The organism is Pseudomonas sessilinigenes (assembly GCF_003850565.1).
Taxonomy (GTDB): domain Bacteria; phylum Pseudomonadota; class Gammaproteobacteria; order Pseudomonadales; family Pseudomonadaceae; genus Aquipseudomonas; species Aquipseudomonas sessilinigenes.
On sequence record NZ_CP027706.1, the window covers coordinates 297011 to 320181 of the forward strand.

The 23171-nt window shown below is 63.9% G+C and carries 20 protein-coding genes; 8 read left to right on the forward strand and 12 right to left on the reverse strand.

Annotated elements, in window-relative coordinates; translation table 11 throughout:
* Window positions 1–31 precede the first annotated feature (31 nt).
* Window positions 32–772, reverse strand: a complete 741-nt coding sequence (locus C4K39_RS01330; RefSeq protein ID WP_124345488.1) for a glucose 1-dehydrogenase — start codon at window positions 770–772, stop codon at window positions 32–34.
* A gap of 133 nt (window positions 773–905) precedes the next feature.
* On the opposite strand from C4K39_RS01330, the gene C4K39_RS01335 reads away from it, so the two are divergent.
* Window positions 906–1796: a LysR family transcriptional regulator gene (locus tag C4K39_RS01335; RefSeq protein WP_124345489.1), complete on the forward strand. Its 891-nt coding sequence runs from the start codon at window positions 906–908 to the stop codon at window positions 1794–1796.
* Window positions 1797–2708: 912 nt separating this feature from the next.
* Window positions 2709–3746 (forward strand): L-glyceraldehyde 3-phosphate reductase, encoded by a 1038-nt coding sequence (gene mgrA, locus C4K39_RS01340; RefSeq protein ID WP_124345490.1) that lies wholly within the window; start codon window positions 2709–2711, stop codon window positions 3744–3746.
* A gap of 80 nt (window positions 3747–3826) precedes the next feature.
* Here mgrA and C4K39_RS01345 read toward each other — a convergent pair whose 3' ends face one another.
* The gene (locus tag C4K39_RS01345; RefSeq protein WP_124345491.1) at window positions 3827–5014 is read right to left on the reverse strand and encodes an HlyD family secretion protein; all 1188 of its coding nucleotides are present in this window, start codon (window positions 5012–5014) and stop codon (window positions 3827–3829) included.
* A 76-nt stretch (window positions 5015–5090) separates the two neighbouring features.
* Between C4K39_RS01345 and C4K39_RS01350 the strand changes: the two genes are divergently transcribed.
* Window positions 5091–6686, forward strand: a complete 1596-nt coding sequence (locus C4K39_RS01350) for a DHA2 family efflux MFS transporter permease subunit (RefSeq protein WP_068580154.1) — start codon at window positions 5091–5093, stop codon at window positions 6684–6686.
* 10 nt (window positions 6687–6696) lie between these two features.
* Here C4K39_RS01350 and C4K39_RS01355 read toward each other — a convergent pair whose 3' ends face one another.
* Entirely contained in the window at window positions 6697–7743 is a 1047-nt protein-coding gene (locus C4K39_RS01355; RefSeq protein WP_225926551.1) for a GlxA family transcriptional regulator, read from the reverse strand.
* Window positions 7744–8106: 363 nt separating this feature from the next.
* Between C4K39_RS01355 and C4K39_RS01360 the strand changes: the two genes are divergently transcribed.
* From C4K39_RS01360 to lpdA, 3 genes are read left to right on the forward strand one after another with little or no spacing between them, the layout of a single operon-like run.
* Window positions 8107–8436, forward strand: coding sequence for a hypothetical protein (locus C4K39_RS01360; RefSeq protein WP_068580156.1), 330 nt, complete (start codon window positions 8107–8109; stop codon window positions 8434–8436).
* A 54-nt stretch (window positions 8437–8490) separates the two neighbouring features.
* On the forward strand, window positions 8491–9417 hold the full coding sequence (locus C4K39_RS01365; RefSeq protein WP_124345493.1) for an alpha/beta hydrolase: 927 nt from the start codon (window positions 8491–8493) through the stop codon (window positions 9415–9417).
* Window positions 9414–10868, forward strand: a complete 1455-nt coding sequence (gene lpdA / locus C4K39_RS01370) for a dihydrolipoyl dehydrogenase (RefSeq protein WP_124345494.1) — start codon at window positions 9414–9416, stop codon at window positions 10866–10868. Before C4K39_RS01365 ends, lpdA begins: the two co-directional genes overlap by 4 nt.
* A gap of 58 nt (window positions 10869–10926) precedes the next feature.
* Here lpdA and tauD read toward each other — a convergent pair whose 3' ends face one another.
* The 7 genes from tauD to C4K39_RS01405 all read right to left on the reverse strand — a co-directional run bounded on the left by tauD (window position 10927) and on the right by C4K39_RS01405 (window position 19205).
* Window positions 10927–11766 carry a taurine dioxygenase gene (gene tauD / locus C4K39_RS01375; protein WP_068580268.1) on the reverse strand — a complete coding sequence of 280 codons (840 nt, stop codon included), beginning with the start codon at window positions 11764–11766 and terminating at the stop codon, window positions 10927–10929.
* A 93-nt stretch (window positions 11767–11859) separates the two neighbouring features.
* Window positions 11860–12696, reverse strand: coding sequence for a taurine ABC transporter permease TauC (tauC, locus tag C4K39_RS01380; RefSeq protein WP_124345495.1), 837 nt, complete (start codon window positions 12694–12696; stop codon window positions 11860–11862).
* Window positions 12693–13484 carry a taurine ABC transporter ATP-binding subunit gene (gene tauB, locus C4K39_RS01385; protein WP_068580161.1) on the reverse strand — a complete coding sequence of 264 codons (792 nt, stop codon included), beginning with the start codon at window positions 13482–13484 and terminating at the stop codon, window positions 12693–12695. Before tauB ends, tauC begins: the two co-directional genes overlap by 4 nt.
* Window positions 13485–13514: 30 nt before the next feature.
* The gene (gene tauA, locus C4K39_RS01390; protein ID WP_068580162.1) at window positions 13515–14492 is read right to left on the reverse strand and encodes a taurine ABC transporter substrate-binding protein; all 978 of its coding nucleotides are present in this window, start codon (window positions 14490–14492) and stop codon (window positions 13515–13517) included.
* Between the two features lie 206 nt (window positions 14493–14698).
* Window positions 14699–16282, reverse strand: a complete 1584-nt coding sequence (gene gshA, locus C4K39_RS01395; protein ID WP_124345496.1) for a glutamate--cysteine ligase — start codon at window positions 16280–16282, stop codon at window positions 14699–14701.
* A 215-nt stretch (window positions 16283–16497) separates the two neighbouring features.
* Complete coding sequence (locus C4K39_RS01400; RefSeq protein ID WP_068580171.1) at window positions 16498–16881, reverse strand: PaaI family thioesterase; 384 nt, start codon at window positions 16879–16881, stop codon at window positions 16498–16500.
* Window positions 16881–19205, reverse strand: a complete 2325-nt coding sequence (locus C4K39_RS01405) for a Tex family protein (protein ID WP_124345497.1) — start codon at window positions 19203–19205, stop codon at window positions 16881–16883. The genes C4K39_RS01400 and C4K39_RS01405 overlap by 1 nt, the downstream gene beginning before the upstream one ends.
* Before the next feature lie 348 nt (window positions 19206–19553).
* On the opposite strand from C4K39_RS01405, the gene ompR reads away from it, so the two are divergent.
* Together ompR and C4K39_RS01415 are read left to right on the forward strand one after the other, a co-directional pair.
* Window positions 19554–20294, forward strand: coding sequence for an osmolarity response regulator transcription factor OmpR (gene ompR / locus C4K39_RS01410; RefSeq protein WP_022644207.1), 741 nt, complete (start codon window positions 19554–19556; stop codon window positions 20292–20294).
* Window positions 20295–20395: 101 nt separating this feature from the next.
* Window positions 20396–21709 (forward strand): ATP-binding protein, encoded by a 1314-nt coding sequence (locus tag C4K39_RS01415; protein WP_068580175.1) that lies wholly within the window; start codon window positions 20396–20398, stop codon window positions 21707–21709.
* Window positions 21710–21777: 68 nt separating this feature from the next.
* Here the strand turns inward: C4K39_RS01415 and rimK are convergent, their stop codons facing one another.
* Both rimK and rimB read right to left on the reverse strand, forming a co-directional pair.
* On the reverse strand, window positions 21778–22683 hold the full coding sequence (gene rimK, locus C4K39_RS01420; RefSeq protein ID WP_007931744.1) for a 30S ribosomal protein S6--L-glutamate ligase: 906 nt from the start codon (window positions 22681–22683) through the stop codon (window positions 21778–21780).
* Window positions 22680–23162 (reverse strand): retropepsin-like aspartic endopeptidase RimB, encoded by a 483-nt coding sequence (gene rimB, locus C4K39_RS01425; protein WP_068580177.1) that lies wholly within the window; start codon window positions 23160–23162, stop codon window positions 22680–22682. The genes rimK and rimB overlap by 4 nt, the downstream gene beginning before the upstream one ends.
* Between the last annotated feature and the right edge of the window lie 9 nt (window positions 23163–23171).

Here is a 23171-nt window from a genome sequence, read left to right on the forward strand (position 1 = left end):
AGTCCGGCGGCCCTGTTATCCAGCATAGGTCTCAAACCAGCCCGCCGTTGGCCCGCAGCACCTGGCCGTTGATCCAGCAGGCCGCGGGGCTGGCCAGGAAGGCGACGATGGCGGCGATGTCCTGTGGTTGGCCCAGGCGCTCCAGGGGCGGCAGCTTGGCGAAGTGCTGCACCTGCTCCTCGCTCTTGTCCTGCAGGAACAACTCGGTGGCCACCGGCCCGGGCGCCACGGCGTTGACCCGGATGTTGCGCCCGCGCAGTTCCTTGGCGAATACCCGGGTCATGGATTCCACCGCGGCCTTGCTGGCGATGTACACCGCGTAGCCGGGCAGGTCGAGGCCTACGGTGCTGCTGGAGAAGTTGACGATGGAACCGCCCTGGTTGAGGCGCGTGGCCGCCTCGCGCAAGGCATTGAAGGTTCCCCGGGTGTTGATGGCGAAGGTGCGCTCGAACAACTCGTCGCTGTGCTCGGCCAGGGCCTGGACCTTGAGGATGCCGGCGTTGTTGACCAGCACATCGACCTTGCCCAGCTGGGTTTCAGTGGTTTCGAACAGCTGGCGTACCTGGGCGGCGTCGGCCACGTCGGCCTTGACCGCGATGGCCTGGTGGCCGGCCTGGCGCAGCTGCACCACCAGCCGGGAGGCCTCCTCGGCGTTGCTGGCGTAGTTGATCGCCACGGCATAACCAGCGCTGGCCAGTTGGCGGGCGATAGTGGCGCCGATACCGCGCGAGGCTCCGGTGACGATCGCGACTTTGTTGGATTGAACGGTCATGGTGAGTATTCCTGGGCAAGTGTGGCGGTGATGGGATGTGGCGCAGGTTCACCGATTTACCCCTGTGGATAAATGCGCCAGAGTTGCCTTGACTGTTCAAGCAACGCCAACAATCTCGCCTAAGGAGCGGCCTGTGGATCAAGTCAAAGCGATGAAAGTGTTCGTGCGGATCTACGAGCGCAGCAGCTTCACCCTGGCCGCGGAGGACTTGAACCTGCCCCGGGCGACTCTGACCCATACCCTCAACCAGTTCGAGGCCTGGCTCGGCACTCGGCTGCTGGAGCGCAGTACCCGGCGGGTGCGGCCGACCCTGGACGGCGAGGCCTATTACCCGCGCTGTGTGCAATTGCTGGCGCAGTTGGAAGAGGCCGAGCTGGCGTTTCGGGCAGTGCAGCCCAAGGGCCGGTTACGGGTCGACATGCATGGCTCCCTGGCCAGGCATTTCGTGATGCCGCGGCTGGGGCAGTTCATGCAGAGTTATCCACAGATCGAGCTGGCCCTCAGCGAGGCCGATCACTTCGTCGACCTGATCGCCGAAGGGGTGGATTGCGTGCTGCGGGCCGGCACCCTGTGCGACTCCGCGCTGGTCGCCCGGCGGGTGGCGAACCTGGCCCAGGTGACATGTGCCAGCCCCGCCTACCTGGCGCGCCATGGTGAGCCCAGGAGCCTGCAGGACCTGCCCCGGCACCGGGTGGTGAACTATGTCTCGCGCAGTGCCGGTGGGCCGTTTCCCTTCAAGTTCATGGTGGCTGGCGAGCGGCGTGAATTGACCCTCGATGGCGCGCTCTCGGTGTCCGGCGCCCAGGTCTACGGCGCTGCGGCCCTGGCTGGGCTGGGCATCATCCAATGCCCGCGCTACCACGTGGCCGATTCCCTGGACCGGGGGTTGATGCGCGAGATCCTGGTGGACACCCCACCACCGCCAATGCCGGTATCGGTGGTCTACCCCCATAACCGCCAGCTGTCGCCACGGGTGCGGGTGTTCGTCGACTGGCTGGCCCAGGTCTTCGCCGAAGCCGGCTGACCCACTGTCGCGCTTCCAGGCGCCTGGAGCGCCCCTTCCTCAGGCCCGTCAAGGGCTGTTTTTTCCTGCCGACGGTGGCTGCCGCGGCCCGGGCAGGAGTGGTTTTTGCCGTCTATAACCAATGGATACGAGCTGCCTGATGCCGATCGGTTAAGGCAATGGCAGGAGCGAGGCTTGCCCGCGATGGGCTTCAGGGCGTTGGGTTTATCCAGTCAATACGCGCAACCGTTAACGACCATCGTGAACAATCGAGCGTCGAGCGGCTGCTCCCACAAGGGATCAGCTCGCTTGACCGACTGGCGTATGGCTTTCGACGAATTTTTTGTGCACTGCAAGTGAGTGTCAGCGACTGCGAGCCCTGGGTATTTCTCCACGACCGTTGTTGGCGGCGGCTTTTGCCTCAGGGGCCGGTGTGGCCACTTTTGAGCATCGTTCAGGGGGTAAAAAGGCAAATTGCCATTAGCTACTGAGGATGATTTCGTATTGTGCTACGTGGTACGTAATTAATTTCTTTTGCGCTGTTTGGTGTGATTCTTCGATCCGTCGATTTCAAGGGTGTGCGATCTGGGTTTCGTGGTACGAAGCGCCAGTCATTACGTCTCGCTCAATTTGCTTCATGGGGTTTTCGTCCAGTAAATACTGGGTTTCTCGCTACTGTATGAAGCTTGGGGCTGATGCTTCGTGGGCAAGCACTTTTTGGCTGAAAACTGAGCAAAAGGTTGTTTTTTAACGATTTTATAGTACGAAATTAAGTATGAATTCGGTATGAAATACGGCATTTCATATCGTTTCAGGTTTGCGGAACTGCCAGGAACCGGGTGGTTCACAACAACAGGGGGAGGCTGGCCGTTGCGCCAGCCGCCATGCCGGAACCGGCCATCCAGAGGTGGCCCCAGTCCAGATGAGGATTCGATGACTTATTCAGCTGCTGAACATCGCTACGATTCCATGCCCTATCGCCGGGTCGGCCGCAGTGGCCTGGTGCTGCCGGCCCTGTCCCTGGGGTTGTGGCACAACTTCGGCGACAGCACGCCGATCGATACCCAGCGCGCCTTGCTGCGCACGGCCTTCGACCTGGGTATCAACCATTTCGACCTGGCCAACAACTACGGCCCACCCTATGGCAGCGCCGAGATCAACTTCGGCCGCCTGCTGCGCGAGGATTTTCGGGCCTATCGCGACGAACTGATCATTTCCAGCAAGGCCGGTTGGGACATGTGGCCAGGGCCCTACGGCCAGGGCGGCGGCTCGCGCAAGTACGTGCTGGCCAGCCTCGACCAGAGCCTGCAGCGCATGGGCCTTGAGTATGTGGATATCTTCTATTCCCACCGCTTCGACCCGGACACGCCCCTGGAGGAAACCGCCAGCGCCCTGGCCAGCGCGGTGCAGCAGGGCAAGGCGCTGTACATCGGTATCTCCTCCTACTCCGGAGCGAAGACTCGGGAGATGGCGGCCTTGCTCAAGGAGTGGAAGGTGCCTCTGCTGATCCACCAGCCGGCCTACAACATGCTCAATCGCTGGGTGGAAAGGGACCTGCTGGAGACCACCGAGGAGCTCGGCGTGGGGGTGATCGCCTTCACCCCGCTGGCCCAGGGGCTGCTCACCGACAAGTACCTGGACGGCATTCCCGAGGATGCGCGGGTCAACCGCCCTGGCGGCGGGTCATTGCAGGCCTCTCACTTGTCCGAGACCAACATCGCCCATGTGCGCGCCCTCAACGATATCGCCCGGAATCGTGGGCAGAGCCTGGCCCAGCTGGCCCTGGCCTGGACCCTGCGCGATTCGCGGGTCACCTCGGCCCTGATCGGCGCCAGCCGGCCGGAGCAGATCATCGAGAACGTCGGGGCCTTGCAGAACCTGGGCTTCAGCGTGGAAGAGCTGGCGGAAATCGATCATTTCGCCCGGGAAGGGCGGATCAACCTGTGGGAAAAACCTTCCACCGCCGAGTAGTGTGTACCGCCGCCAGGGCCATGGTCCTGGCGCCCATTGCCGGTCGCCTGGAGCATGGCGGCCGGCAGTGGGGGTGAGCTTCACTGGTTGTTGGCGCTGACCTTGAGTTCTGCGTGGGCACCATCTGCGTTGCGCCGCTGGGGGGCGTCCAGGTCGACCTTGGCGATCACCGACAGGCCCGGTCGCAGCCGTTCCAGGCCAGGCTGGTCGGCATCGAAGCGGATGCGCACCGGCACCCGCTGGACGATCTTGGTGAAGTTGCCGGTGCCCGGCTCGAAGGGCAGCAGGGCGAAGGTCGAGCCCGAGCCCGGGGCCAGGCTTTCCACGGTGCCGGTCATGCTGACTCCCGGCAGGGCGTCGATCTTGATGCGCGTTGGCTGGCCCGCAAGCATGTGCTGGGTCTGGGTCTCCTTGAAGTTGGCCAGGACATAGAGCTCGTGCAGCGGGACCAGGGTCAGCAGGCGTGAACCGGGTTGTACGTAGTCCCCCACCTGGACCTGGCGATTACCCACGGTGCCGTCCATGGGCGCGTAGACCGTGGTGTGGCTCTGGTCCTGGCGCGCCAGCTCCAGCCGGGCCTGGGCGCTCACCACCTTGGCCTTGGCCATTTGTAGCTGCGCCTGCAGGCGCTCGCGCTGGGCCGAGGTCACGGCCAGATCGTTCTGCGCCACTTGCAGCATGGCCTGGGCATGGGCGTGGTTCTGCTGCGCGGAAATTGCCTGGGTGCTGTATTTCTCCACTTCGTTGCGGGCCACGGCGCCGGTGGTGACCAGGGTGTCGAAACGATTGCGCTCGTCTCCGGCGCGCCTGGACTCGGCCTGGGTGGCACGGATCGAGGTACGGGCCGCCAGCACCCGGGTGCCGGCCAGGCGCTGCTCGGCGTCCTGGATCGCCAGCGCTGCTTCGGCCAGGGCGACCTGGGCCTGGCTATCGGCCAGGTCACCGGTGGCCAGGGTCACCCGGCTGTCGAATTCCTCGCTGTCGATGCGGACCAGGGGCTGCCCGGCGCTGACGCTCTGGTGATCCTTGACCAGCACCGCGGTGACCAGGCCATGGATGCGTGGAGCGACGGACGTCGCGTCGGCGGCGACATAGGCGTCGTCCGTGGATTCGCTCGATGGCGCTGTCAGTACCCAACCTGCGCCAACGGCCACCAGGCTGAGGGCGATGGCCCCGGCGACCAGGGGGCGCCTCGAGCGTTTGCGCGGCGTCTGCGTCGCTTGGGCGGCTTGCAGAATGGCGTTCTGGGCCTGGGTGCTTTGCTCCATGTTGAAACTCCGCGGGGATTTAAATTACGATCATAATATTCACATGATGGTTGCAATGCCATAGCGAGATATCCACATGACGACCAGCGCATCCGCTCTCCCTGACAGGGGCCCGCAGGCCCGTCCGCACTCCACCCGTCGCAAGTTCCTGACCTTCACGGTCATGGCTTTCGGCATGTTCATGGCGCTGATCGACATCCAGATCGTGGCGGCCTCGCTCAATGACGTACAGGCCGGGCTCAGTGCCGGCCCCGATGAAGTGAGCTGGGTCCAGACGGCCTATCTGATCGCCGAGCTGATCATGATTCCGTTCTCCGCCTTTCTCGCCCAGGCGCTCTCCACTCGCTGGCTGTTCTGTGCCAGCGCGGCGCTCTTCACCTTGTTCAGCGTCGGTTGTGGCATGGCCTGGAACATCGAGTCGATGATCGTGCTGCGGGCACTGCAAGGCTTTACCGGCGGCGCCATGGTGCCCACGGTATTCGCCGTGGGGTTCGTGCTGTTCGAGGGCAAGCAGCGGGCGCTGGTGCCGGCCATCCTCGGCATGACCGCGGTCCTGGCACCGACCCTGGGCCCCACGGTGGGTGGGCTGGTGACCTATTACCTGGACTGGCGCTGGATCTTCTTCATCAATGTGTTGCCGGGGCTTTTGATCTGTATCGGTGCGGCGTTGCTGATCGATGTGGACCGTCCCGAGCCGTCCCTGCTGCGTCGTATCGACTGGCTGCATTTCACGGCCATGGCCCTGGCCCTGGGGTGCTTCGAATACGTACTAGAGGAGGGGCCGCGCAAGGACTGGTTCGGTGATACCGGGATCGTTATTGCCGCCTGGGTTGCCCTGGTGTCCTTCGGTTTGTTCATCGAGCGTTCGCTGTATTCGAGCAACCCGGTCGTCTCGTTGCGGCCGTTCCGGGACCGGACCTTTGCCATCGCCTGCCTGCTCAACCTGGTGATCGGCTTCGGCCTGTACTCCTCGACTTACCTGGTGCCGGTGTTCCTCGGGCGGGTACGCGGCTTCGACAGCCTGGAGATCGGCACCACGGTATTCGTGGTGGGCATCGGGCAGTTGGTCAGTACCATCGTCGCCGCCCGGGCGTCGGAGAAGGTCGATTTGCGCCTGATCCTCTCGGTGGGGTTTCTTGGCTTGGCCCTGAGCCTGTGGTTGACCTCGAGGATCACCTCGAACTGGGGATTCGATGAGTTGCTGGTGCCCCAGGTCGCGCGCGGGCTGTTCCTGATGCTGTGCATCGTGCCCAGCGTCAACATGGCCTTGGGGTCATTCCAGGGTGCGCAGTTGCGCCAGGCTTCCGGGCTGTTCAACCTGATGCGCAACCTGGGTGGGGCGATTGGTATCGCTACCGTCAACACTTGGCTGCAGGACGATGCCAGGGCCCAGGTCCTGCATCTTTCCGAGTCCCTGGGCAACAAGGCGGTGACGGCCCAGGAAGTGATGGGGCAATTGGCATCGAAAATCGGTGCGCAAGTCACGGATTCCAGCCAGGCGTTGCTGATGGCCCAGGGGCTTTTCGGCCGGTTGGTGGGGCGCGAGGCGCTGACCCTGGCATTTGGCGATGTGTTTCGCCTGATGGCGATGATGTTCGTGGTGGCGCTGCTGCTGGTGCCGCTGTGCCGGGGGCCTGCGTCCAGTACTGCCCGCGCCGGTGACGCCGCATGAGCGGGAGGGGTCAGGTGATCGGCGACCCGGCCCGCGCCTTGCGCAACTGGCTGGGGGTACAGCCCATGTTTTTCCACATCAACCGGCGTAGGGCCGTGGAGTCGGAGTATCCGACCTTGAATGCAATGTCCTCGATGCTCATATGGGTGGTTTCCAACAGGCTCTGGACATGCTGCAGGCGAACTTTCTGGATGAACGCCATGGGCGATTTTCCCGTGGCATTGCGAATCCTGCGGGACAGGGTTTTTTCGGTGATGGCCAGGTGTTCGGCAATGGCCTTGAGGGATGGAACTTCCGGGAGGCAATCCTCGATGAACTTCTCCAGCATCAATACTTCACGGTTGTCTGTCTGCAAGTTGGACAAGGCCATGTAGTGATATTGCGCCGGACGGTCGTCTATAAGTAAGTAGCGCATGATGGATTCGGCAATCTGGTTGCCCATGCAGTCGCGCACTATATAAAGCATGAGATCCATCTGCGACATTCCGGCGCCGGAAGTTATTATGTTTCCATCATGTACGAGCATGCGCTTGGTATCGAGCGTGGTGTCGGGATAGTTCTGTTCGAAGGCCTCATATAGTTGCCAATGCGTGGTCACTATCCGCTCTTGCAGGATACCCGCCTCGGCCAACACGAAAACCGCAGAGCAGGAGGCGGCGAGCGGTTTTCCCTGGCGCTGGAATTCCTGCACCAGCTTGACCAGTTTGCGGATATCGCCGTGTCCGAGTCGGTTGCGCAGGTCGGCGGGAAGCGACCGAGCGCTTTGGCGCGGCTCCTGGCGGCGTCCGAACGAATCGAGTTCCGCGGTGTTCTCAAGGCCTAGCCCGGGCACCACCAGCATGCTGCTTTCCAGGGCTTTGGCCTGTTCCAGCGGTACGGCCTGCAGGTGCATGCCATTTCTCATGCGAACTGACTCGGCGCTGCCGACAATCTGCCAGGTAATGGTTGGACGACCCATGGCTTCGGCGACCTGGTTGGCCGTGCGCAACACATCCAGTGTGATTGCCAGGCTCGACCCCATGGCGCCTTCGAGTGCGACGAGGGTGAGTGTCGCCATGTCCATTTTCTCCCGGTAAGTGTCCATTCATGCATTAGTAAAATATACAAGCAGGTGGCAGACTTAACAATATAAATACTTGTTGTCGTGGCTGTACTAAGTTTGCGGCCGAGACGAGTTCTGGGTTGTTTTATTTGCTCTGTTTTTTGGAGTTTTAGATACTTTTAAAGCTAATCGATCGAGGTCGAATGTTTAAGGGGTTTCTGAGTTTTCGGCTGCGCGTGATGCTGAAAGTTGTATTTGCAAAACCCAGATATATGTTTTCAGGCAGCAAGTCTCGGGATCTACAGTTCTCGGGCTGGCTGCCCTGTTCCAGGTTCCGGATGCCTGGCAGGTTCAATAAGGGCAACAAGGAGGTGGAATATGGATTATCCCGATCATTGGTACCAGGAAACCCAGTACGACCATGACATCTACGTGATGGTCATCAAGGAGCCGGTGCCGCCGGACTTCTGCCAGCAGCGTTCGGAACCCAAGTTCAGCTATGTCGGGCGGTTGGTTGGGCATGGCCAGCACCCGAGTTTTTCGTTGCATTTCGTTTGCCCACCCTACGGCAACGACTACCCCTCCCATGAGGCGGCATTGCAGGCTGGCCTGGCCCATTCCCGGGCGCTGATCGAGCATTGGTGCGGGCGACCACGCAAATTGCCTGTACCGGGTTCGCGCTGGATAGCGACGCCCTTGATGATCTAGCCCATTGCGCTCGGTGTCGGACACCGGCTACGTGCACCCAGGAGAAATCAACAGATGACGATCCAGGAGCGAATTCCCAGCGCTGCCGGCAACCGGCGTGGCCGTCTCGGGCCAGCGCTTTTCAAGGGCATCTACCACATGGTCCTGGGTGCGCTGCGCTGCAGTTTCTGGCTCGGCTCGCGTCTGTTTCCCCGGTATGCGGCACAACGGGCGCTGAAGATATTCACGACCCCACAGCGGCTGCGCCGAGATTTCCCGCAGGCCCTGGCCGGGGCCACGCTAACGGACCTGGAGACTGCCGAGGGCCGCTTGCGCTGCTTCCACTGGGCGGCGCCGCAACCCCGGCGGCGAGTGGTGCTGGTCCATGGTTGGGGTGGCGCCAGCAGCCAATGGCAGCACCTGGTTCCGTTGCTGCTGGAGCGGGGGTGCGAGGTGCTGTCCTTCGATTGCATCGGCCATGGCTACAGTGGCGGCCGCCAGGCATCGCTGCCGACTTTCGTCAGCATGCTCGAGCAGGTCCAGCAGCGGTTGGGCCCCTTCGATACGGTGGTCGGGCATTCCCTGGGCGCAGCGGGTGTCGGCTATGCCTTGAGCACCGAGGCCGGCAAGGATTTCAAGCGAGCGGTATTGCTGGCCGCACCGGCAGACATCGAAGACGTCGTTCGCCGGTTCGCGGCCTTTCTCTGGATTGGCGATGCTGCCAGGCAACGCATGCAGCGCCTGGTCGAACAGCGCTACCGCAAGGACATGGGCAGCCTGGCGGTCAGCCGCTATGGCCACCGACTGGAGATTCCGGTGCTGCTGGTCCACGACCGGCATGACCAGGAGGTTCCGATAGGCGACTTGCAGTCCTTCGCCCGGGAGCTGGCACATCGGCAAGTCTTGCAGACCTCGGGGCTTGGTCACCTGAAGATTCTCAAGGACCGGGCGACCCTGGACGCCGTGGTGGATTTTGTGTGTGCACAGGATGACAAGCGATGAGTGAAACCTACGATGTGATCGTGATTGGCGCCGGTCCCGGCGGCTACGTAGCGGCGATCCGGGCTGCGCAACTGGGACTCAAGACGGCTTGTATCGAGCGCTACAAGGGCAAGGACGGCAAGACCGCCCTGGGTGGTACCTGCCTGAACGTGGGGTGCATTCCCTCCAAGGCGCTGCTCGACAGCTCCCATCACTACTACGAGGCGCGTCACGGCTTCGAGGTGCACGGCATCGGCATCGGCAACCCGCAGATCGACGTGGCGGCGATGCTGGCGCGCAAGGACAACGTGGTGCGCAACTTCAATGGCGGCATCGCCTCGCTGTTCAAGGCCAATGGCGTGACGCTGCTGGAAGGCCACGGCAAGCTGCTGGCCAACAAGCAAGTGAAGGTCATTGCCGCCGACGGCAGCACCCAGCACATCAGCGCCGAGCACGTCATCCTGGCCCCTGGTTCGCGCCCGATCGACATCCCGGCGGCGCCCCTGACCGGCGAGGTGATCGTCGACTCCACCGGCGCCCTGGAATTCACCTGCGTGCCCAAGCGCCTCGGTGTGATCGGCGCCGGGGTCATTGGCCTGGAACTGGGTTCAGTGTGGGCCCGCCTGGGCGCCGAGGTGACGGTGCTCGAAGCCCTCGACAGCTTCCTGCCGGCGGTGGATGCACAGATCGCCAGGGAAGCGCAGAAGATCCTCGGCAAGCAGGGCCTGGATATCCGCCTCGGCGCCCGGGTGACCGCTTGCGAGGTGCAGGGCGATAGCGTCAAGGTCAGCCTGACCGAGGCTGGCGAGGACAAGCAGCAGACCTTCGACCGGCTGATCGTCGCCGTTGGCCGGCGCCCCTTGACCACCGACCTGCTGGCCGCCGACAGCGGGGTGCAACTGGACGAGCGTGGTTTCATCCATGTCGACGGCCAGTGCCTGACCAGCGTTCCCGGGGTGTATGCCATTGGTGATGTGGTGCGCGGGCCGATGCTGGCGCACAAGGCTTCGGAAGAGGGTGTGATGGTCGCCGAAAGCCTTGCCGGGCATTCGCACCCGCTCAACTACGAGCTGATTCCGTCGGTGATCTACACCCACCCGGAAATCGCCTGGGTCGGCCAGACCGAACAGGCGCTCAAGGCTGCGGGCGTCGAGCTGAACATCGGCACCTTCCCCTTCTCCGCCAGCAGCCGGGCCATGGCGGCCAACGACACGGCCGGGCTGGTCAAGGTGATCGCCGATGCCGGCACCGACCGGGTGCTGGGCGTGCATGTGATCGGGCCAGGCGCCGCGGAGCTGGTCCAGGAAGGCGCCATCGGCATGGAGTTCGGCACCAGCGCCGAAGACCTGGGGATGATGGTGTTCTCCCATCCGACCCTGTCCGAGGCCCTGCATGAGGCGGCGCTGTCGGTGAATGGCCAGGCCATCCATATCGGCAACCGCAAGAAGAAACCGGCCGCCAGCGCCAACTAGCGAGCCGTACCCGGCCCCGTGGTTCAGCGGGGCCGGGATCTGTCAGCGCCGCCGCGTTTCAGCGGAAGAACGGCGCATCCCCGAGAATGGTCGCGCGCTGCATCACCCGGCGCTGTGGACGGTAGTCGTCCACCGCGTAGTGCTGGGTCACGCGGTTGTCCCAGAACGCCACGTCGTTTTCCTGCCAGCGCCAGCGAATGGTGAACTCCGGGCGGGTGGCGTGGGCGAACAGTAGCTTGAGAATGGCCTCGCTCTCGCTGTCCGACAGTTCGTTGATCCGGGTGGTGAAGCCATCGTTGACGAACAGCGACTTGCGCCCGCTCACCGGATGGGTGCGGATCACCGGGTGCGACAGTGGTGGGTTCTTGCGCCGGGTTTCTTCCCAGCGTGCCAGGTCTTCGGGGGTATTGCCGAAGCGCTCCAGGGGGAACGACTTGATGAACTCGTGGGTGGCGGTCAGGCCCTGCAGCAGGTTCTTCATGGGTTCCGACAGGGCCTCGTAGGCGGCGATGCCGCTGGCCCACAGGGTGTCGCCGCCGAACTTGGGCAGCAGCTTGGCGCTGAGCACCGCGCCCAGTGCCGGGGTCGGCAGGAAGGTGACGTCGGTGTGCCAGATGGCGTTGTCGCGCACGTCGGTCTCGGCGGTGTCGAGGATCAGCACTTCCGGTTGTTCCGGTACGTTGGGGTAGATCGGGTGGATGTGCAGGTCACCGAAGTTGGCGGCAAAACGCGCCTGCTGCTGCGGGGTGATCGGCTGGTTGCGAAAGAACAGCACCTGATGTTCGAGCAGGGCCCGCTCGATGGTGTCGCGCTGATTGTCGTCCAGGGGCTGGCTGATATCGATGCCGTCGATCTGCGCGCCGAGGGCGGAACTCAAGGGGGTGATGGTCAGGCTCATGCTGGCTCTCGTGTGCGGCGCCGAACGGTCGGCGTGGTCGGATTCGGTTTTATCGGTATCGATCTGAATGTTGCTGGCTTCGTTCAAGGCTGCTCAGTGGCTCTGACCGTGCCAGGGCACCAGCTTGCGCTGCAGGGCCCGCAAGCCCATCTCCATGGCGAAGGCGATCACCGCGATCACCAGGATCCCCAGCACCACCACATCGGTGACCAGGAACTGCGCGGCGGACTGCACCATGAACCCCAGGCCGCTGGTAGCGGCGATCAGTTCGGCGGCCACCAGGGTCGACCAGCCCACGCCCAGGCCGATGCGGATTCCGGTAAGGATGTCCGGCAAGGCGCTGGGCAGGATCACATGGCGGATCAGCTGGACCCGGGTCGCTCCCAGGGACTGCGCCGCCCGCAGCTTGGCCGGGTCGACGGTGCGCACGCCGGTGGCGGTGGCGATGGCGATCGGGGCGAAGATCGCCAGGTAGATCAGCAGCACCTTGGACAGCTCGCCGATGCCGCACCAGATCACGATCAAGGGCAGGTAGGCCAAAGGCGGGATCGGCCGGTAGAACTCGATCAAAGGGTCGAGCACGCCCCGGGCGACGCGGTTGGCGCCGATGGCGATGCCCACCGGGATCGCCGTCAGCACCGCAAGGCTAAGGCCCAGGCCGATGCGTTGCAGGCTCGCGGCCAGGTGCTGCCACAAGGTGGCGTCCATGTAGCCGCTGGTGGCCAGCAACCAGCCCTTTTGCACCACGGCCCCAGGCGAGGGCAGGAACAGCGGTTCCACCAGGCCGCTGGCGGTGACCGCCCACCACAGCGCCAGCAGGCCGACCAGGGTCAGCACGCTGATCCAGCGGGTGCTCAGGGTGCGCCGCGCCGGCAACGGCCTGGAGTGGGCCTCGTGGCTGGCGGTGGCGGGAATCTCGTAGCTGCTCATGGGCGCTCCTGCTGCGGGCTGCTGCGTTGGGAGAACACCCGCGCCAGCACGTGCTCGCGGGTTTCGATGAAGCGTGGATCGGACTTGATCGCCCGGGCCGACTCGCCGGCGGCATACCGCTGGCCGAAGTCCAGGTGCAGGCGCTCGACGATCTGGCCCGGATTGGGCGCCAGGAGAATCAGGTCGGTGGCCAAAAACACCGCTTCCTCGATGTCGTGGGTGATCAGGAACACCGGCTTGGCGGTGCGTCGCCAGACTTGCAGCAACAGCTCCTGCATCTGCTCGCGCGTGAAGGCGTCCAGGGCACCGAAAGGCTCGTCCATCAGCAGCAGCCGTGGATCGGCGGCCAGGGCACGGGCCAGGCCGACACGTTGCTTCTGGCCCCCGGAGAGCTGCCAGATGCGGCGTTTGTCGAAACCGGCCAGGTCCACCAGGGCGAGCATCTCCCGGGCCCGGGCTTCGCGCTTGTCGCGGGCCACACCAGCCAGCTCCAGGCCGAAGGCGACGTTGGCCAGCACGTCCTGCCAGGGCAGCAGGGCATCGTCCTGGAACACCACGCCGCGCTCGGCGCCAGGGCCTTGCACCGGCACGCCATCGAGGCTGATGCGCCCGGCGCTGGGTGCGACGAAACCGGCGATCAGGTTGAGCAGCGAAGTCTTGCCGCTGCCGGAGGGGCCCAGGGCGACCAGCAGTTGCTGTGGCCCCAGGGTCAGGGAGATATCGGCCAGCACCGGTTCGGCGGCGCCGGGGTACTGTGCGCTGATGCGCTCCAGTTGTAGCAAAGCCATGACAGCTGTCTCCTTTGCGAACCCGCAGCCTCAGTTACTGATGAACCGGGCGCTGACGTAGGGGGCGTAGTCGGGCAGCACGGCTTCGACCTTGCCTTGTTCCTTGAGGAATACCGCGGTGTCGGTGATGGCCTTGGTGGTCGGCGCGCCGAGGCTGGCGACCTGGTCGGCGGCCAGCGGGTAGACGTTGCCTTGCAGCAGCAGGGGAATGTCGCCGGCCTTGGCTCCGGAGAGCTTTACCAGCTTGTCGACGTTGCCCGGGTTGGCCAGCCAGGCTTGCGGGTCCTTGCGGTAGTCGGCGTAGGCATCCAGGGTCACCTTGGCGAAAGCGCTGACGATTTCCGGGTGCTTCTGGGCGAAATCCTTGCGCACGATCCAGGCGTCGAAGGTCGGCGCGCCGGATTTGGCCAGCTCGCCCGAGGTGATCAGCACCTTGCCGTTTTCCTTGGCCACGCCCAGGGCCGGGTCCCAGACGTAGGTGGCGTCGATGTCACCGCGCTTCCAGGCGGCGATGATCGCCGGGGGCGCCAGGTTGAGTACCTGGACCTTGGCCGGGTCGATGTTCCAGTGCTTGAGCGCCGCCAGCAGGCTGTAGTGGCCGGTGGAGACGAACGGCACGGCAATCTTCTTGCCCACCAGGTCCTGGGGCGTATTGATCCCGGAGCCGTCACGGGCCACCAGGGCCTCGGCAGCACCGATCTGGGTGGCGATCAGGAAGGTTTCCACCGGCACCTTGCGAGTGACGGCGGCGGTCAGTGGGCTGGAGCCCAGGTAGCCGATCTGCACGTCACCGGAGGCGATGGCGGCAATGACGTCGGCGCCGTTGTCGAACTTGCGCCAGTTGATGCTGGCCTGGGTGGCTTTTTCGTAGCTGCCGTCGGCCTGGGCGACCTTGGCCGGGTCGACGGTGGTCTGGTACGCGACGGTGAGATCGGCCGCCTGGGCAAGGAAACTCGCTGCGGCCAGGGAGGCGGCCGCCAGGAGGCGAAGGGGGAAATGCAGTTTCACGATGAAGCTCCTCATAGGCGGCCGTTGATCGGCGTGGGAGGAGCCTAAATGATCTAAGAATTATAAAATAAATAACGTTTTAGAATTAGCTTAGAAAGAGAGAACGAGTTGAAGAGGGGAAGCGCGGGCAAGTCGCATCGCTGCCCGCTCGCTCCTACAGCGATGGTGCTGTGTAGGAGCGAAGCTCAGGCAGCGCGGTGTGTCTATCAGTTGCTGATAGCCAGGATGCTGGCCTGGTAGGCGCCGACGAAGACGTCGAAATCGCCCACTTCGTTCTGTTCCAGCTCGACCTGCTGTTCCAGGGACTTGCGCGCCGTCTCTTCGAACGCCGCTTGTTCTTCCTTGGCCAGGGCCTGGCTGCGGAAATGCTCGGCGTGGGCCAGGCTCTGGCGCAGGGAGAACTGGCTGAAGCTTTCCTTGCGCTCGGTCATGGTTGCCAGGACCTGGGCCGAAGGCGTCAGGGACGAGTCCTTGACCTTGGCCAGCTGGGCGTCCAGCGCCTTGCTGTGCTCATCGCTGCCATGGCTCTGATCGAGCAGGGCGGCCAGCGGGGCGATGCCCTCCAGCAGCTCGGCGGCCCACTCCTTCATGTCCACCGCTTGCCCGCGGCGTTGCAGCTGCAGGCCAGGGCGCCGGCCTTCCTTGACCACGCTGAGGAAGTTCGAGGTGGCGTTGCCGCACTCGTTGTTCTCGAACAGCGGGCTGTCGTTGAGTGCGCAATACAGCAGGAAGGCGTCGAGGAAGCGGGCTTCCTGCACGTCGATGCCCAGGGGCATGAACGGGTTGATGTCCAGGCAACGCACTTCGACGTACTGGATGCCGCGGGCCATCAGCGCCTGGATCGGCCGTTCGCCGGTGTAGGTCACGCGTTTGGGGCGGATGTTGGAGTAGTACTCGTTTTCGATCTGCAGGATGTTGGTATTGAGCTGGACCCACTCGCCGTCCTTGTGGGTGCCGACTTCCACGTAGGGGGCATAGGGTGTGGCCACCGCCTTGCGCAGGCTGTCGGTGTAGCTGTTCAGGTCGTTGTAGCAGGGGGTCAGCCCAGCCTGGGCCTTGCTCTGGTAGCCCAGGTCGCTCATGCGCAGGCTGGTGGCGTAGGGCAGGTACAGGGTCTGGGCGTCGAACTGCTCCAGCTGGTGCGAGCGGCCACGCAGGAAGCCGGCGTCCAGGGCCGGGGAGGCGCCGAACAGGTACATCAGCAACCAGCTGTAGCGGCGGAAGTTGCGGATCAGTGCGATATAGGCCGCGGACTGGTAGTCACGGTCGGTGCCGGTGAAGCCCTCGGCCTGCTTGAGCAGCGGCCACAGCTGTTCCGGCAGGGAGAAGTTGTAGTGGATCCCGGCGATGCACTGCATGGTCTTGCCGTAGCGCAGGGCCAGGCCCTTGCGGTACACATACTTGAGCTGGCCGATGTTGGAGGTGCCGTAGTAGGCGATCGGGATGTCTTGCTCGGCCGGCAACGGGCACGGCATCGATGGACTCCACAGGTACTCGTTGCCGAGCTTGCTGTAGGCGAAGCGATGGATCTTGTCGAGGCTGGCCAGGGTATCCGCCGGGTCCTTGAGGGCCGGGGTGATGAACTCCAGCAGCGACTCGGAGTAGTCGGTGGTGATCTGTTCGTTGGTCAGCGCGGAACCCAGTTCTTCCGGGTGCGGGGTCTGGGCCAGGCGGCCTTCGCCGGTGACCCGCAGGCATTCACGTTCGATGCCGTGCAGGCACTGCTCGAGCAGGGAGAGGTTAGCGCGCTCGCCGAGCAGGGCCAGGCGGCGGTTGAGAAGTTCGCTCAAGTTGGATTCCTTCACGCGTCAGTCGCCCCAATATGGGGGTGGGCAGGACGGTCTACAAGGGTGAAGTTAAAACTGGCGTTTTCGCCTGGTTTTTGAGTCAAGCCGACTCGCTTGAAAACGCCAATCCTTCATCCCTGAATCTGGCTTTAGCGCGGGCAAGAAACTCCGACGCCGCTTTCGCAGCGCCGAAATTAACCCAATTCGATGACAGGCAGCTACAGGACTGCGAAGGTGCCTTGTGCTTTTGCGACCAGTTTATCGCCCTGGATCACATCCGCCTCGACCACCAGGGTGCGGCGGCCGGGGTGGATCACCTTGGCCCGGCACAACACCTCGCCCTCGGCCACGGCGCGGATGTAGTTGATCTTGCACTCGATGGTGGCGCTCTGCTGGTCGAAGCCATGGGTGCTGGAACAGGCCAGGCCCATGGCAATGTCCACCAGGCTGAAGATCGCCCCGCCGTGGAGCTTCTGCCCGCGATTGCGCAATGGCGGGGTCAGCTCCAGGGCCACGTCCGCCTCGCCCACCTCCAGGCGTTGCAGGCGGCAGCCGAGCAGTTGGCTGAAGGCGCTCTCGGTCAGGCCGGCTGGAATCTCCATCAGCGCTTCTTCAACTGCTTGGCGTTGGCGAACAGCGAGGCCATGGCGTTGTTGGTCGGCGCCGCAGCGGTGGTTTCCTTGCGCGGGGCATTGCCCTGGGAGGCGCGTGGTGCCGCCCCCGGACGAGCGCCGCGAGCGCCATCGATTTTCTCGCCCGGGGTGTCGCTCATGCGCATCGACAGGCCCACGCGCTTGCGTGGGATGTCCACTTCCATGACCTTGACCTTGACCACGTCGCCGGCCTTCACCGCTTCACGCGGGTCCTTGATGAACTTCTCCGACAGCGCCGAGATGTGCACCAGGCCATCCTGGTGCACGCCGATGTCGACGAAGGCACCGAAGTTGGTGACGTTGGTCACCACGCCTTCGAGGATCATCCCCAGTTGCAGGTCCTTGAGGTCTTCGACGCCTTCCTGGAACTCGGCGGTCTTGAACTCGGGACGCGGGTCGCGGCCGGGCTTGTCCAGTTCCAGGAGGATATCGGTGACGGTGGGCAGGCCGAAGGTCTCGTCGGTGAACTTCGATGGATCGAGGCGCTTGAGGAAACCGCTGTCGCCGATCAGCGAGCGGATGTCGCGAGCGGTATCGGCGGCGATGCGCTGCACCAGCGGATAGGCTTCCGGGTGCACCGCGGAGGCGTCCAGCGGGTTGTCGCCGTTCATCACGCGCAGGAAGCCGGCGGCCTGTTCGAAGGTCTTCTCACCCAGGCGGGCGACTTTCTTCAGGGCGGCGCGGGTCTTGAAGGCCCCGTGTTCGTCGCGGTGGTTGACGATGTTCTGCGCCAGGGTCGCGTTGAGACCGGAGATGCGTGCCAGCAGGGCCACGGAGGCAGTGTTGACGTCGACGCCCACGGCGTTCACGCAGTCTTCCACTACCGCGTCCAGGCCACGGGCCAGTTTCAGCTGCGACACGTCGTGCTGGTACTGGCCGACACCGATGGACTTCGGATCGATCTTCACCAGTTCGGCCAGCGGGTCCTGCAGGCGACGGGCGATGGACACCGCGCCACGGATCGACACGTCCAGGTCCGGGAACTCCTTGGCCGCCAGCTCCGAGGCCGAGTACACCGAGGCGCCAGCTTCGGAGACCATGACCTTGGTCATGCGCATGGCTGGGTATTTCTTGATCAGGTCGGCGGCCAGCTTGTCGGTCTCGCGGCTGGCGGTGCCGTTGCCGATGGCGATCAGGTCCACCGAGTGCTTGGCGCACAGGGCGGCAAGGGTGGCGATGGTCTGGTCCCACTTGTTGTGCGGTACGTGGGGGTAGACGGTGGCGTGGTCCAGCAGCTTGCCGGTGGCATCCACTACCGCCACCTTGCAGCCGGTGCGCAGGCCCGGGTCCAGGCCCAGGGTGGCGCGCGGGCCGGCCGGGGCGGCCAGCAGCAAGTCGTGCAGGTTGTGGGCGAAGACGTTGATCGCCTCGGTCTCGGCGCCGTCGCGCAGCTCGCCCAAGAGGTCGGTCTCCAGGTGGGTGTAGAGCTTGACCTTCCAGGTCCAGCGCACCACTTCGCCGAGCCACTTGTCGGCCGGGCGGTTCTGGTTCTGGATGCCCACATGCTGGCCGATCATGCCTTCGCAGGGGTGCATGGTGCCTGGTAGCTCGTCGCCGACCTTCAGCGCGGAGCTGAGGATGCCTTCGTTGCGCCCGCGGAAGATCGCCAGGGCGCGGTGCGACGGCATGCTCTTGAGCGGTTCGTCATGTTCGAAGTAGTCGCGGAACTTCGCGCCTTCTTCTTCCTTGCCAGCCACCACGCGGGCGCTGAGGGTGGCTTCCTGCTTGAGGAAGGTGCGCAGCTTGTCCAGCAGGCTGGCGTCTTCGGCAAAGCGCTCCATGAGGATGTACTTGGCGCCTTCCAGGGCGGCCTTGATGTCGGCCACGCCTTTTTCCCCATCGACGAAGCGCGCGGCTTCGGCTTCCGGAGTCAGGCTCGGGTCGTTGAACAGGCCGTCGGCCAGTTCGCCCAGGCCGGCTTCCAGGGCGATCTGGCCCTTGGTGCGGCGTTTTTGCTTGTACGGCAGGTAGAGGTCTTCGAGGCGGGTCTTGGTGTCGGCCAGCTTGATCTCGCGGGCCAGTTCCGGAGTCAGTTTGCCCTGCTCCTCGATGCTGGCCAGGATGCTGGTGCGGCGATCGTCCAGCTCGCGCAGGTAGCGCAGGCGCTCTTCCAGATGACGCAGTTGGGTGTCATCGAGGCTGCCGGTGACTTCTTTACGGTAACGGGCGATGAAGGGCACGGTGGAGCCTTCATCCAATAGGGCTACGGCCGCTTCGACCTGTTGTGGGCGTACACCGAGTTCCTCGGCAATGCGGCTGTTGATGCTGTCCATAAAACCACCTGACAAATATGTGAAAGCAGGCTCGCGGGAACGAAAAAAGACCCGGCGAGTCTGGTTGAGCGGCTTGGTTCGCGCCGCCACCTGGATCAAAAGGCTGCCTGTTGACCCCTGTAATCGTGGAAATACTGCCGGCCGGGGCAAATAAACAAGCCGACGCAGGGTACCGATCAGAGACTGCCCAACACAAAAGGCGGCGCATTATACCCACCTGCGGGACGATCGCCGACCTCAGGCCGACAGCGGGTTTGCTGGCGATAGAGGAAAAATCTGCTAACAATGCACACGGTGCGTATAACGGCAGCTACGCCATAATGCGCACCGAGATTAGAGGAGCATCCAATGAGCAGCACTGCACAAACTGCTGAAGGCGAAAAAATTCTTATTGTTGACGATGACCCAGGGTTGAGCAGCCTGCTGGAGCGTTTCTTCGTCAGCAAGGGCTACCGTGCCCGCGCAGTCCCGAACACCGAGCAAATGGACCGCCTGCTGGGTCGCGAAGTGTTCAACCTGGTCGTCCTGGACCTGATGTTGCCTGGCGAGGATGGCCTCACCGCCTGCCGCCGCCTGCGCGGCGCGAACAACCAGATCCCGATCATCATGCTGACCGCCAAGGGCGACGAGCTGAGCCGTATCAAGGGCCTGGAACTGGGCGCCGACGACTACCTGGCCAAGCCGTTCAACCCCGACGAGCTGATGGCCCGGGTCAAGGCCGTGCTGCGTCGCCAGTCGGCCCCTGTCCCCGGTGCCCCCGGCAGCGAAGACGAAAGCGTGACCTTCGGTGATTACGAGCTGTCCCTGGCTACCCGTGAGCTCAAGCGCGGCGACGAGGTGCACATGCTCACCACCGGTGAGTTCGCGGTACTCAAGGCGCTGGTGATGAATGCCCGCCAGCCGCTGACCCGCGACAAGCTGATGAACCTGGCCCGTGGCCGCGAGTGGGACGCCCTGGAGCGCTCCATCGACGTGCAGATCTCCCGCCTGCGCCGGATGATCGAGCCCGATCCTTCCAAGCCACGTTATATCCAGACCGTCTGGGGCGTGGGTTATGTGTTCGTGCCGGATGGCACAGCGACCAAGTGATCGGTGATTTGTAGGAGCGAGCGCCCGGGCCCTGGTCCGGGCGTTCGCATTCCGCAACGCTGCGAGCGCGACTCGCTCCTGCAAAGTGTGTATTGGCTGTCATGAAAACTCCGCTGTGGTTCCCCCAGAGTTTCTTCTCCCGCACCCTGTGGCTGGTGCTGATCGTGGTGCTGTTCTCCAAGGCATTGACTCTGGTTTATCTGCTGATGAACGAGGACGTGCTGGTGGACCGGCAGTACAGCCATGGCGTGGCCCTGACCTTGCGTGCCTACTGGGCCGCGGATGAATCCAACCGCGACCAGATCGCTGAAGCCGCTGGCCTGATCAAGGTGATCGGCAGCGGCGTGCCGGCCGGTGAACAGCATTGGCCGTACAGTGAGATCTACCAGCGGCAGATGCAGGCGGAGCTGGGGGCCGACACCGAGGTACGGCTACGCATGCACGCTCCGCCGGCACTCTGGGTCCGGGCACCGAGCCTGGGCGATGGCTGGCTCAAGGTGCCGCTGTACCCACACCCGTTGCGCGGCCAGAAGATCTGGAGCGTGCTGGGCTGGTTCCTGGCCATCGGCCTGCTGTCCACCGCATCGGCGTGGATCTTCGTCAGCCAGCTCAATCAGCCGCTCAAGCGCCTGGTCTACGCCGCCCGGCAACTGGGCCAGGGGCGTAGCGTGCGCTTGCCCATCAGCGACACCCCGAGCGAGATGACCGAGGTGTATCGCGCCTTCAACCAGATGGCCGAGGATGTGGAGCAGGCCGGTCGCGAGCGCGAGCTGATGCTGGCCGGGGTCTCCCACGACTTGCGCACGCCATTGACCCGCTTGCGCCTGTCATTGGAACTGATGGGCGATCACACCGAACTGACCGATGACATGGTGCGCGACATCGAGGACATGGACGCCATCCTCGACCAGTTCCTGGCGTTCATCCGCGATGGCCGCGACGAGTCGGTGGAAGAGGTGGACCTGAACGAGCTGGTGCGGGAAGTGGCGGCGCCCTACAACCAGAGCCAGGAGCGAGTGCGCCTGCGACTGGAGCCGATCCAGCCGTTCCCCCTGCGTCGGGTATCGATGAAGCGCCTGCTCAACAACCTGATCGGCAACGCCCTGAACCATGCCGGGACGGACGTGGAAGTCGCCGCCCACTTGTCGGGCGACGTCAGCGCGCCCTATGTGGTGCTGAGCGTGATGGACCGTGGCGCGGGGATCGACCCTTCGGAGTTGGAGGCGATCTTCAACCCCTTCACCCGTGGCGACCGTGCCCGGGGTGGCAAGGGCACGGGCCTGGGGCTGGCTATCGTCAAGCGAATCGCCGCCATGCATGGCGGTAACGTCGAGCTGCGCAACCGCCCGGACGGCGGGTTGGAAGCGCGGGTAAGGCTGCCGCTGGGCCTGCTGCTGCCACGTGATGCGGATTAGCAGCAGCGACCAGTTTCAAGCGGCAAGCTCTTACCTTGCCGCTTGAAGCTCGCCGCTTGTAGTTGTCTTTAGCCTTTGCCCTTGGTGCGGGTCATGTTCGGCCCGCCGTTCTTCTCGATGTGCTCGATGATGATCCCCGCCACGTTCTTGCCCGTGGTGGTCTCGATGCCTTCCAGGCCTGGGGAGGAGTTGACCTCCATCACCAGCGGCCCGTGATTGGAGCGCAGGATATCCACCCCGGCCACGCTTAGGCCCATGACCTTGGCCGCCCGCAGTGCGGTCATGCGTTCTTCCGGGGTGATCTTGATCAGGCTGGCGCTGCCACCGCGATGGAGGTTGGAACGGAACTCGCCCGGCTTGGCCTGGCGTTTCATCGCGGCGATTACCTTGTCGCCTACCACGAAGCAGCGGATGTCGGCTCCACCGGCTTCCTTGATGTACTCCTGGACCATGATGTTCTGCTTCAGGCCCATGAACGCCTCGATCACCGACTCCGCCGCAGTGGCGGTTTCGCACAGCACCACGCCGATGCCCTGGGTGCCTTCCAGCACCTTGATCACCAGTGGCGCGCCGTTGACCATCTCGATCAGGTCGGGAATGTCGTCCGGGGAGTGGGCGAAGCCGGTCACGGGCAGGCCGATGCCACGCCGCGACAGCAGTTGCAGCGAGCGCAGCTTGTCCCGGGAGCGGGCGATGGCCACCGACTCGTTGAGGGGAAACACCCCCATCATCTCGAACTGGCGCAGGACCGCGCAGCCATAGAAGGTCACCGAGGCGCCGATCCGCGGGATCACTGCGTCGAAGCCCTCCAGGGGCTTGCCGCGATAGTGGATTTGCGGCTTGTGGCTGGCGATGTTCATGTAGGCGCGCAGGGTGTCGACCACTACCATTTCATGGCCGCGCTCGGTGCCGGCTTCGACCAGGCGGCGAGTGGAATACAGACGCGGGTTACGCGACAGCACAGCGATCTTCATGCAGCACCTGTGGCAGAGGTAGTGGATACCGGGAACACCGGTTTGTCTTGTACGTATTTGTTGCCCGGATTGACCACCAGTTGGCCGTCGATCAGGGCCTTGGAGCCCAGCAGCAGGCGGTAGCGCATGGCCTTGCGGCAGGCGAGGGTGAACTCCACTCGCCATACGTGATCGCCCAGGGCCAGGGTGGTGCTGATCACATAGCGGACCTGGGCCTGGCCGTTGGAACTCTTGATGGTCTTCATCGCCACCAGCGGTGCCTCGCAACGTCGATGGCGCAATTGCACCACGCTGCCCAGGTGGGCATTGAAGCGGACCCACTGTTCACCATCGCGCTCGAATGGCTCGATTTCAGTGGCATGCAGGCTTGAGGTGCTGGCCCCGGTGTCGATCTTGGCGCGCAGTCCGGCGACTCCCAGATCGGGAAGCGCCACCCACTCGCGCAGGCCGACAACGGTCAAATGGTCAAAGGTCTTCAATAAGGAACG

What these genes read in the sequence shown, in the direction of transcription:
- C4K39_RS01330 (WP_124345488.1), bottom strand. Translation starts at nt 772, where the DNA reads ATGACCGTTCAATCCAACAAAGTCGCGATCGTCACCGGAGCCTCGCGC.
- mgrA (WP_124345490.1), top strand. Translation starts at nt 2,709, where the DNA reads ATGACTTATTCAGCTGCTGAACATCGCTACGATTCCATGCCCTATCGC.
- C4K39_RS01345 (WP_124345491.1), bottom strand. Translation starts at nt 5,014, where the DNA reads ATGGAGCAAAGCACCCAGGCCCAGAACGCCATTCTGCAAGCCGCCCAA.
- C4K39_RS01350 (WP_068580154.1), top strand. Translation starts at nt 5,091, where the DNA reads ATGACGACCAGCGCATCCGCTCTCCCTGACAGGGGCCCGCAGGCCCGT.
- C4K39_RS01355 (WP_225926551.1), bottom strand. Translation starts at nt 7,743, where the DNA reads ATGGCGACACTCACCCTCGTCGCACTCGAAGGCGCCATGGGGTCGAGC.
- C4K39_RS01360 (WP_068580156.1), top strand. Translation starts at nt 8,107, where the DNA reads ATGGATTATCCCGATCATTGGTACCAGGAAACCCAGTACGACCATGAC.
- C4K39_RS01365 (WP_124345493.1), top strand. Translation starts at nt 8,491, where the DNA reads ATGACGATCCAGGAGCGAATTCCCAGCGCTGCCGGCAACCGGCGTGGC.
- lpdA (WP_124345494.1), top strand. Translation starts at nt 9,414, where the DNA reads ATGAGTGAAACCTACGATGTGATCGTGATTGGCGCCGGTCCCGGCGGC.
- tauD (WP_068580268.1), bottom strand. Translation starts at nt 11,766, where the DNA reads ATGAGCCTGACCATCACCCCCTTGAGTTCCGCCCTCGGCGCGCAGATC.
- tauC (WP_124345495.1), bottom strand. Translation starts at nt 12,696, where the DNA reads ATGAGCAGCTACGAGATTCCCGCCACCGCCAGCCACGAGGCCCACTCC.
- tauB (WP_068580161.1), bottom strand. Translation starts at nt 13,484, where the DNA reads ATGGCTTTGCTACAACTGGAGCGCATCAGCGCACAGTACCCCGGCGCC.
- C4K39_RS01400 (WP_068580171.1), bottom strand. Translation starts at nt 16,881, where the DNA reads ATGGAGATTCCAGCCGGCCTGACCGAGAGCGCCTTCAGCCAACTGCTC.
- C4K39_RS01405 (WP_124345497.1), bottom strand. Translation starts at nt 19,205, where the DNA reads ATGGACAGCATCAACAGCCGCATTGCCGAGGAACTCGGTGTACGCCCA.
- ompR (WP_022644207.1), top strand. Translation starts at nt 19,554, where the DNA reads ATGAGCAGCACTGCACAAACTGCTGAAGGCGAAAAAATTCTTATTGTT.
- C4K39_RS01415 (WP_068580175.1), top strand. Translation starts at nt 20,396, where the DNA reads ATGAAAACTCCGCTGTGGTTCCCCCAGAGTTTCTTCTCCCGCACCCTG.
- rimK (WP_007931744.1), bottom strand. Translation starts at nt 22,683, where the DNA reads ATGAAGATCGCTGTGCTGTCGCGTAACCCGCGTCTGTATTCCACTCGC.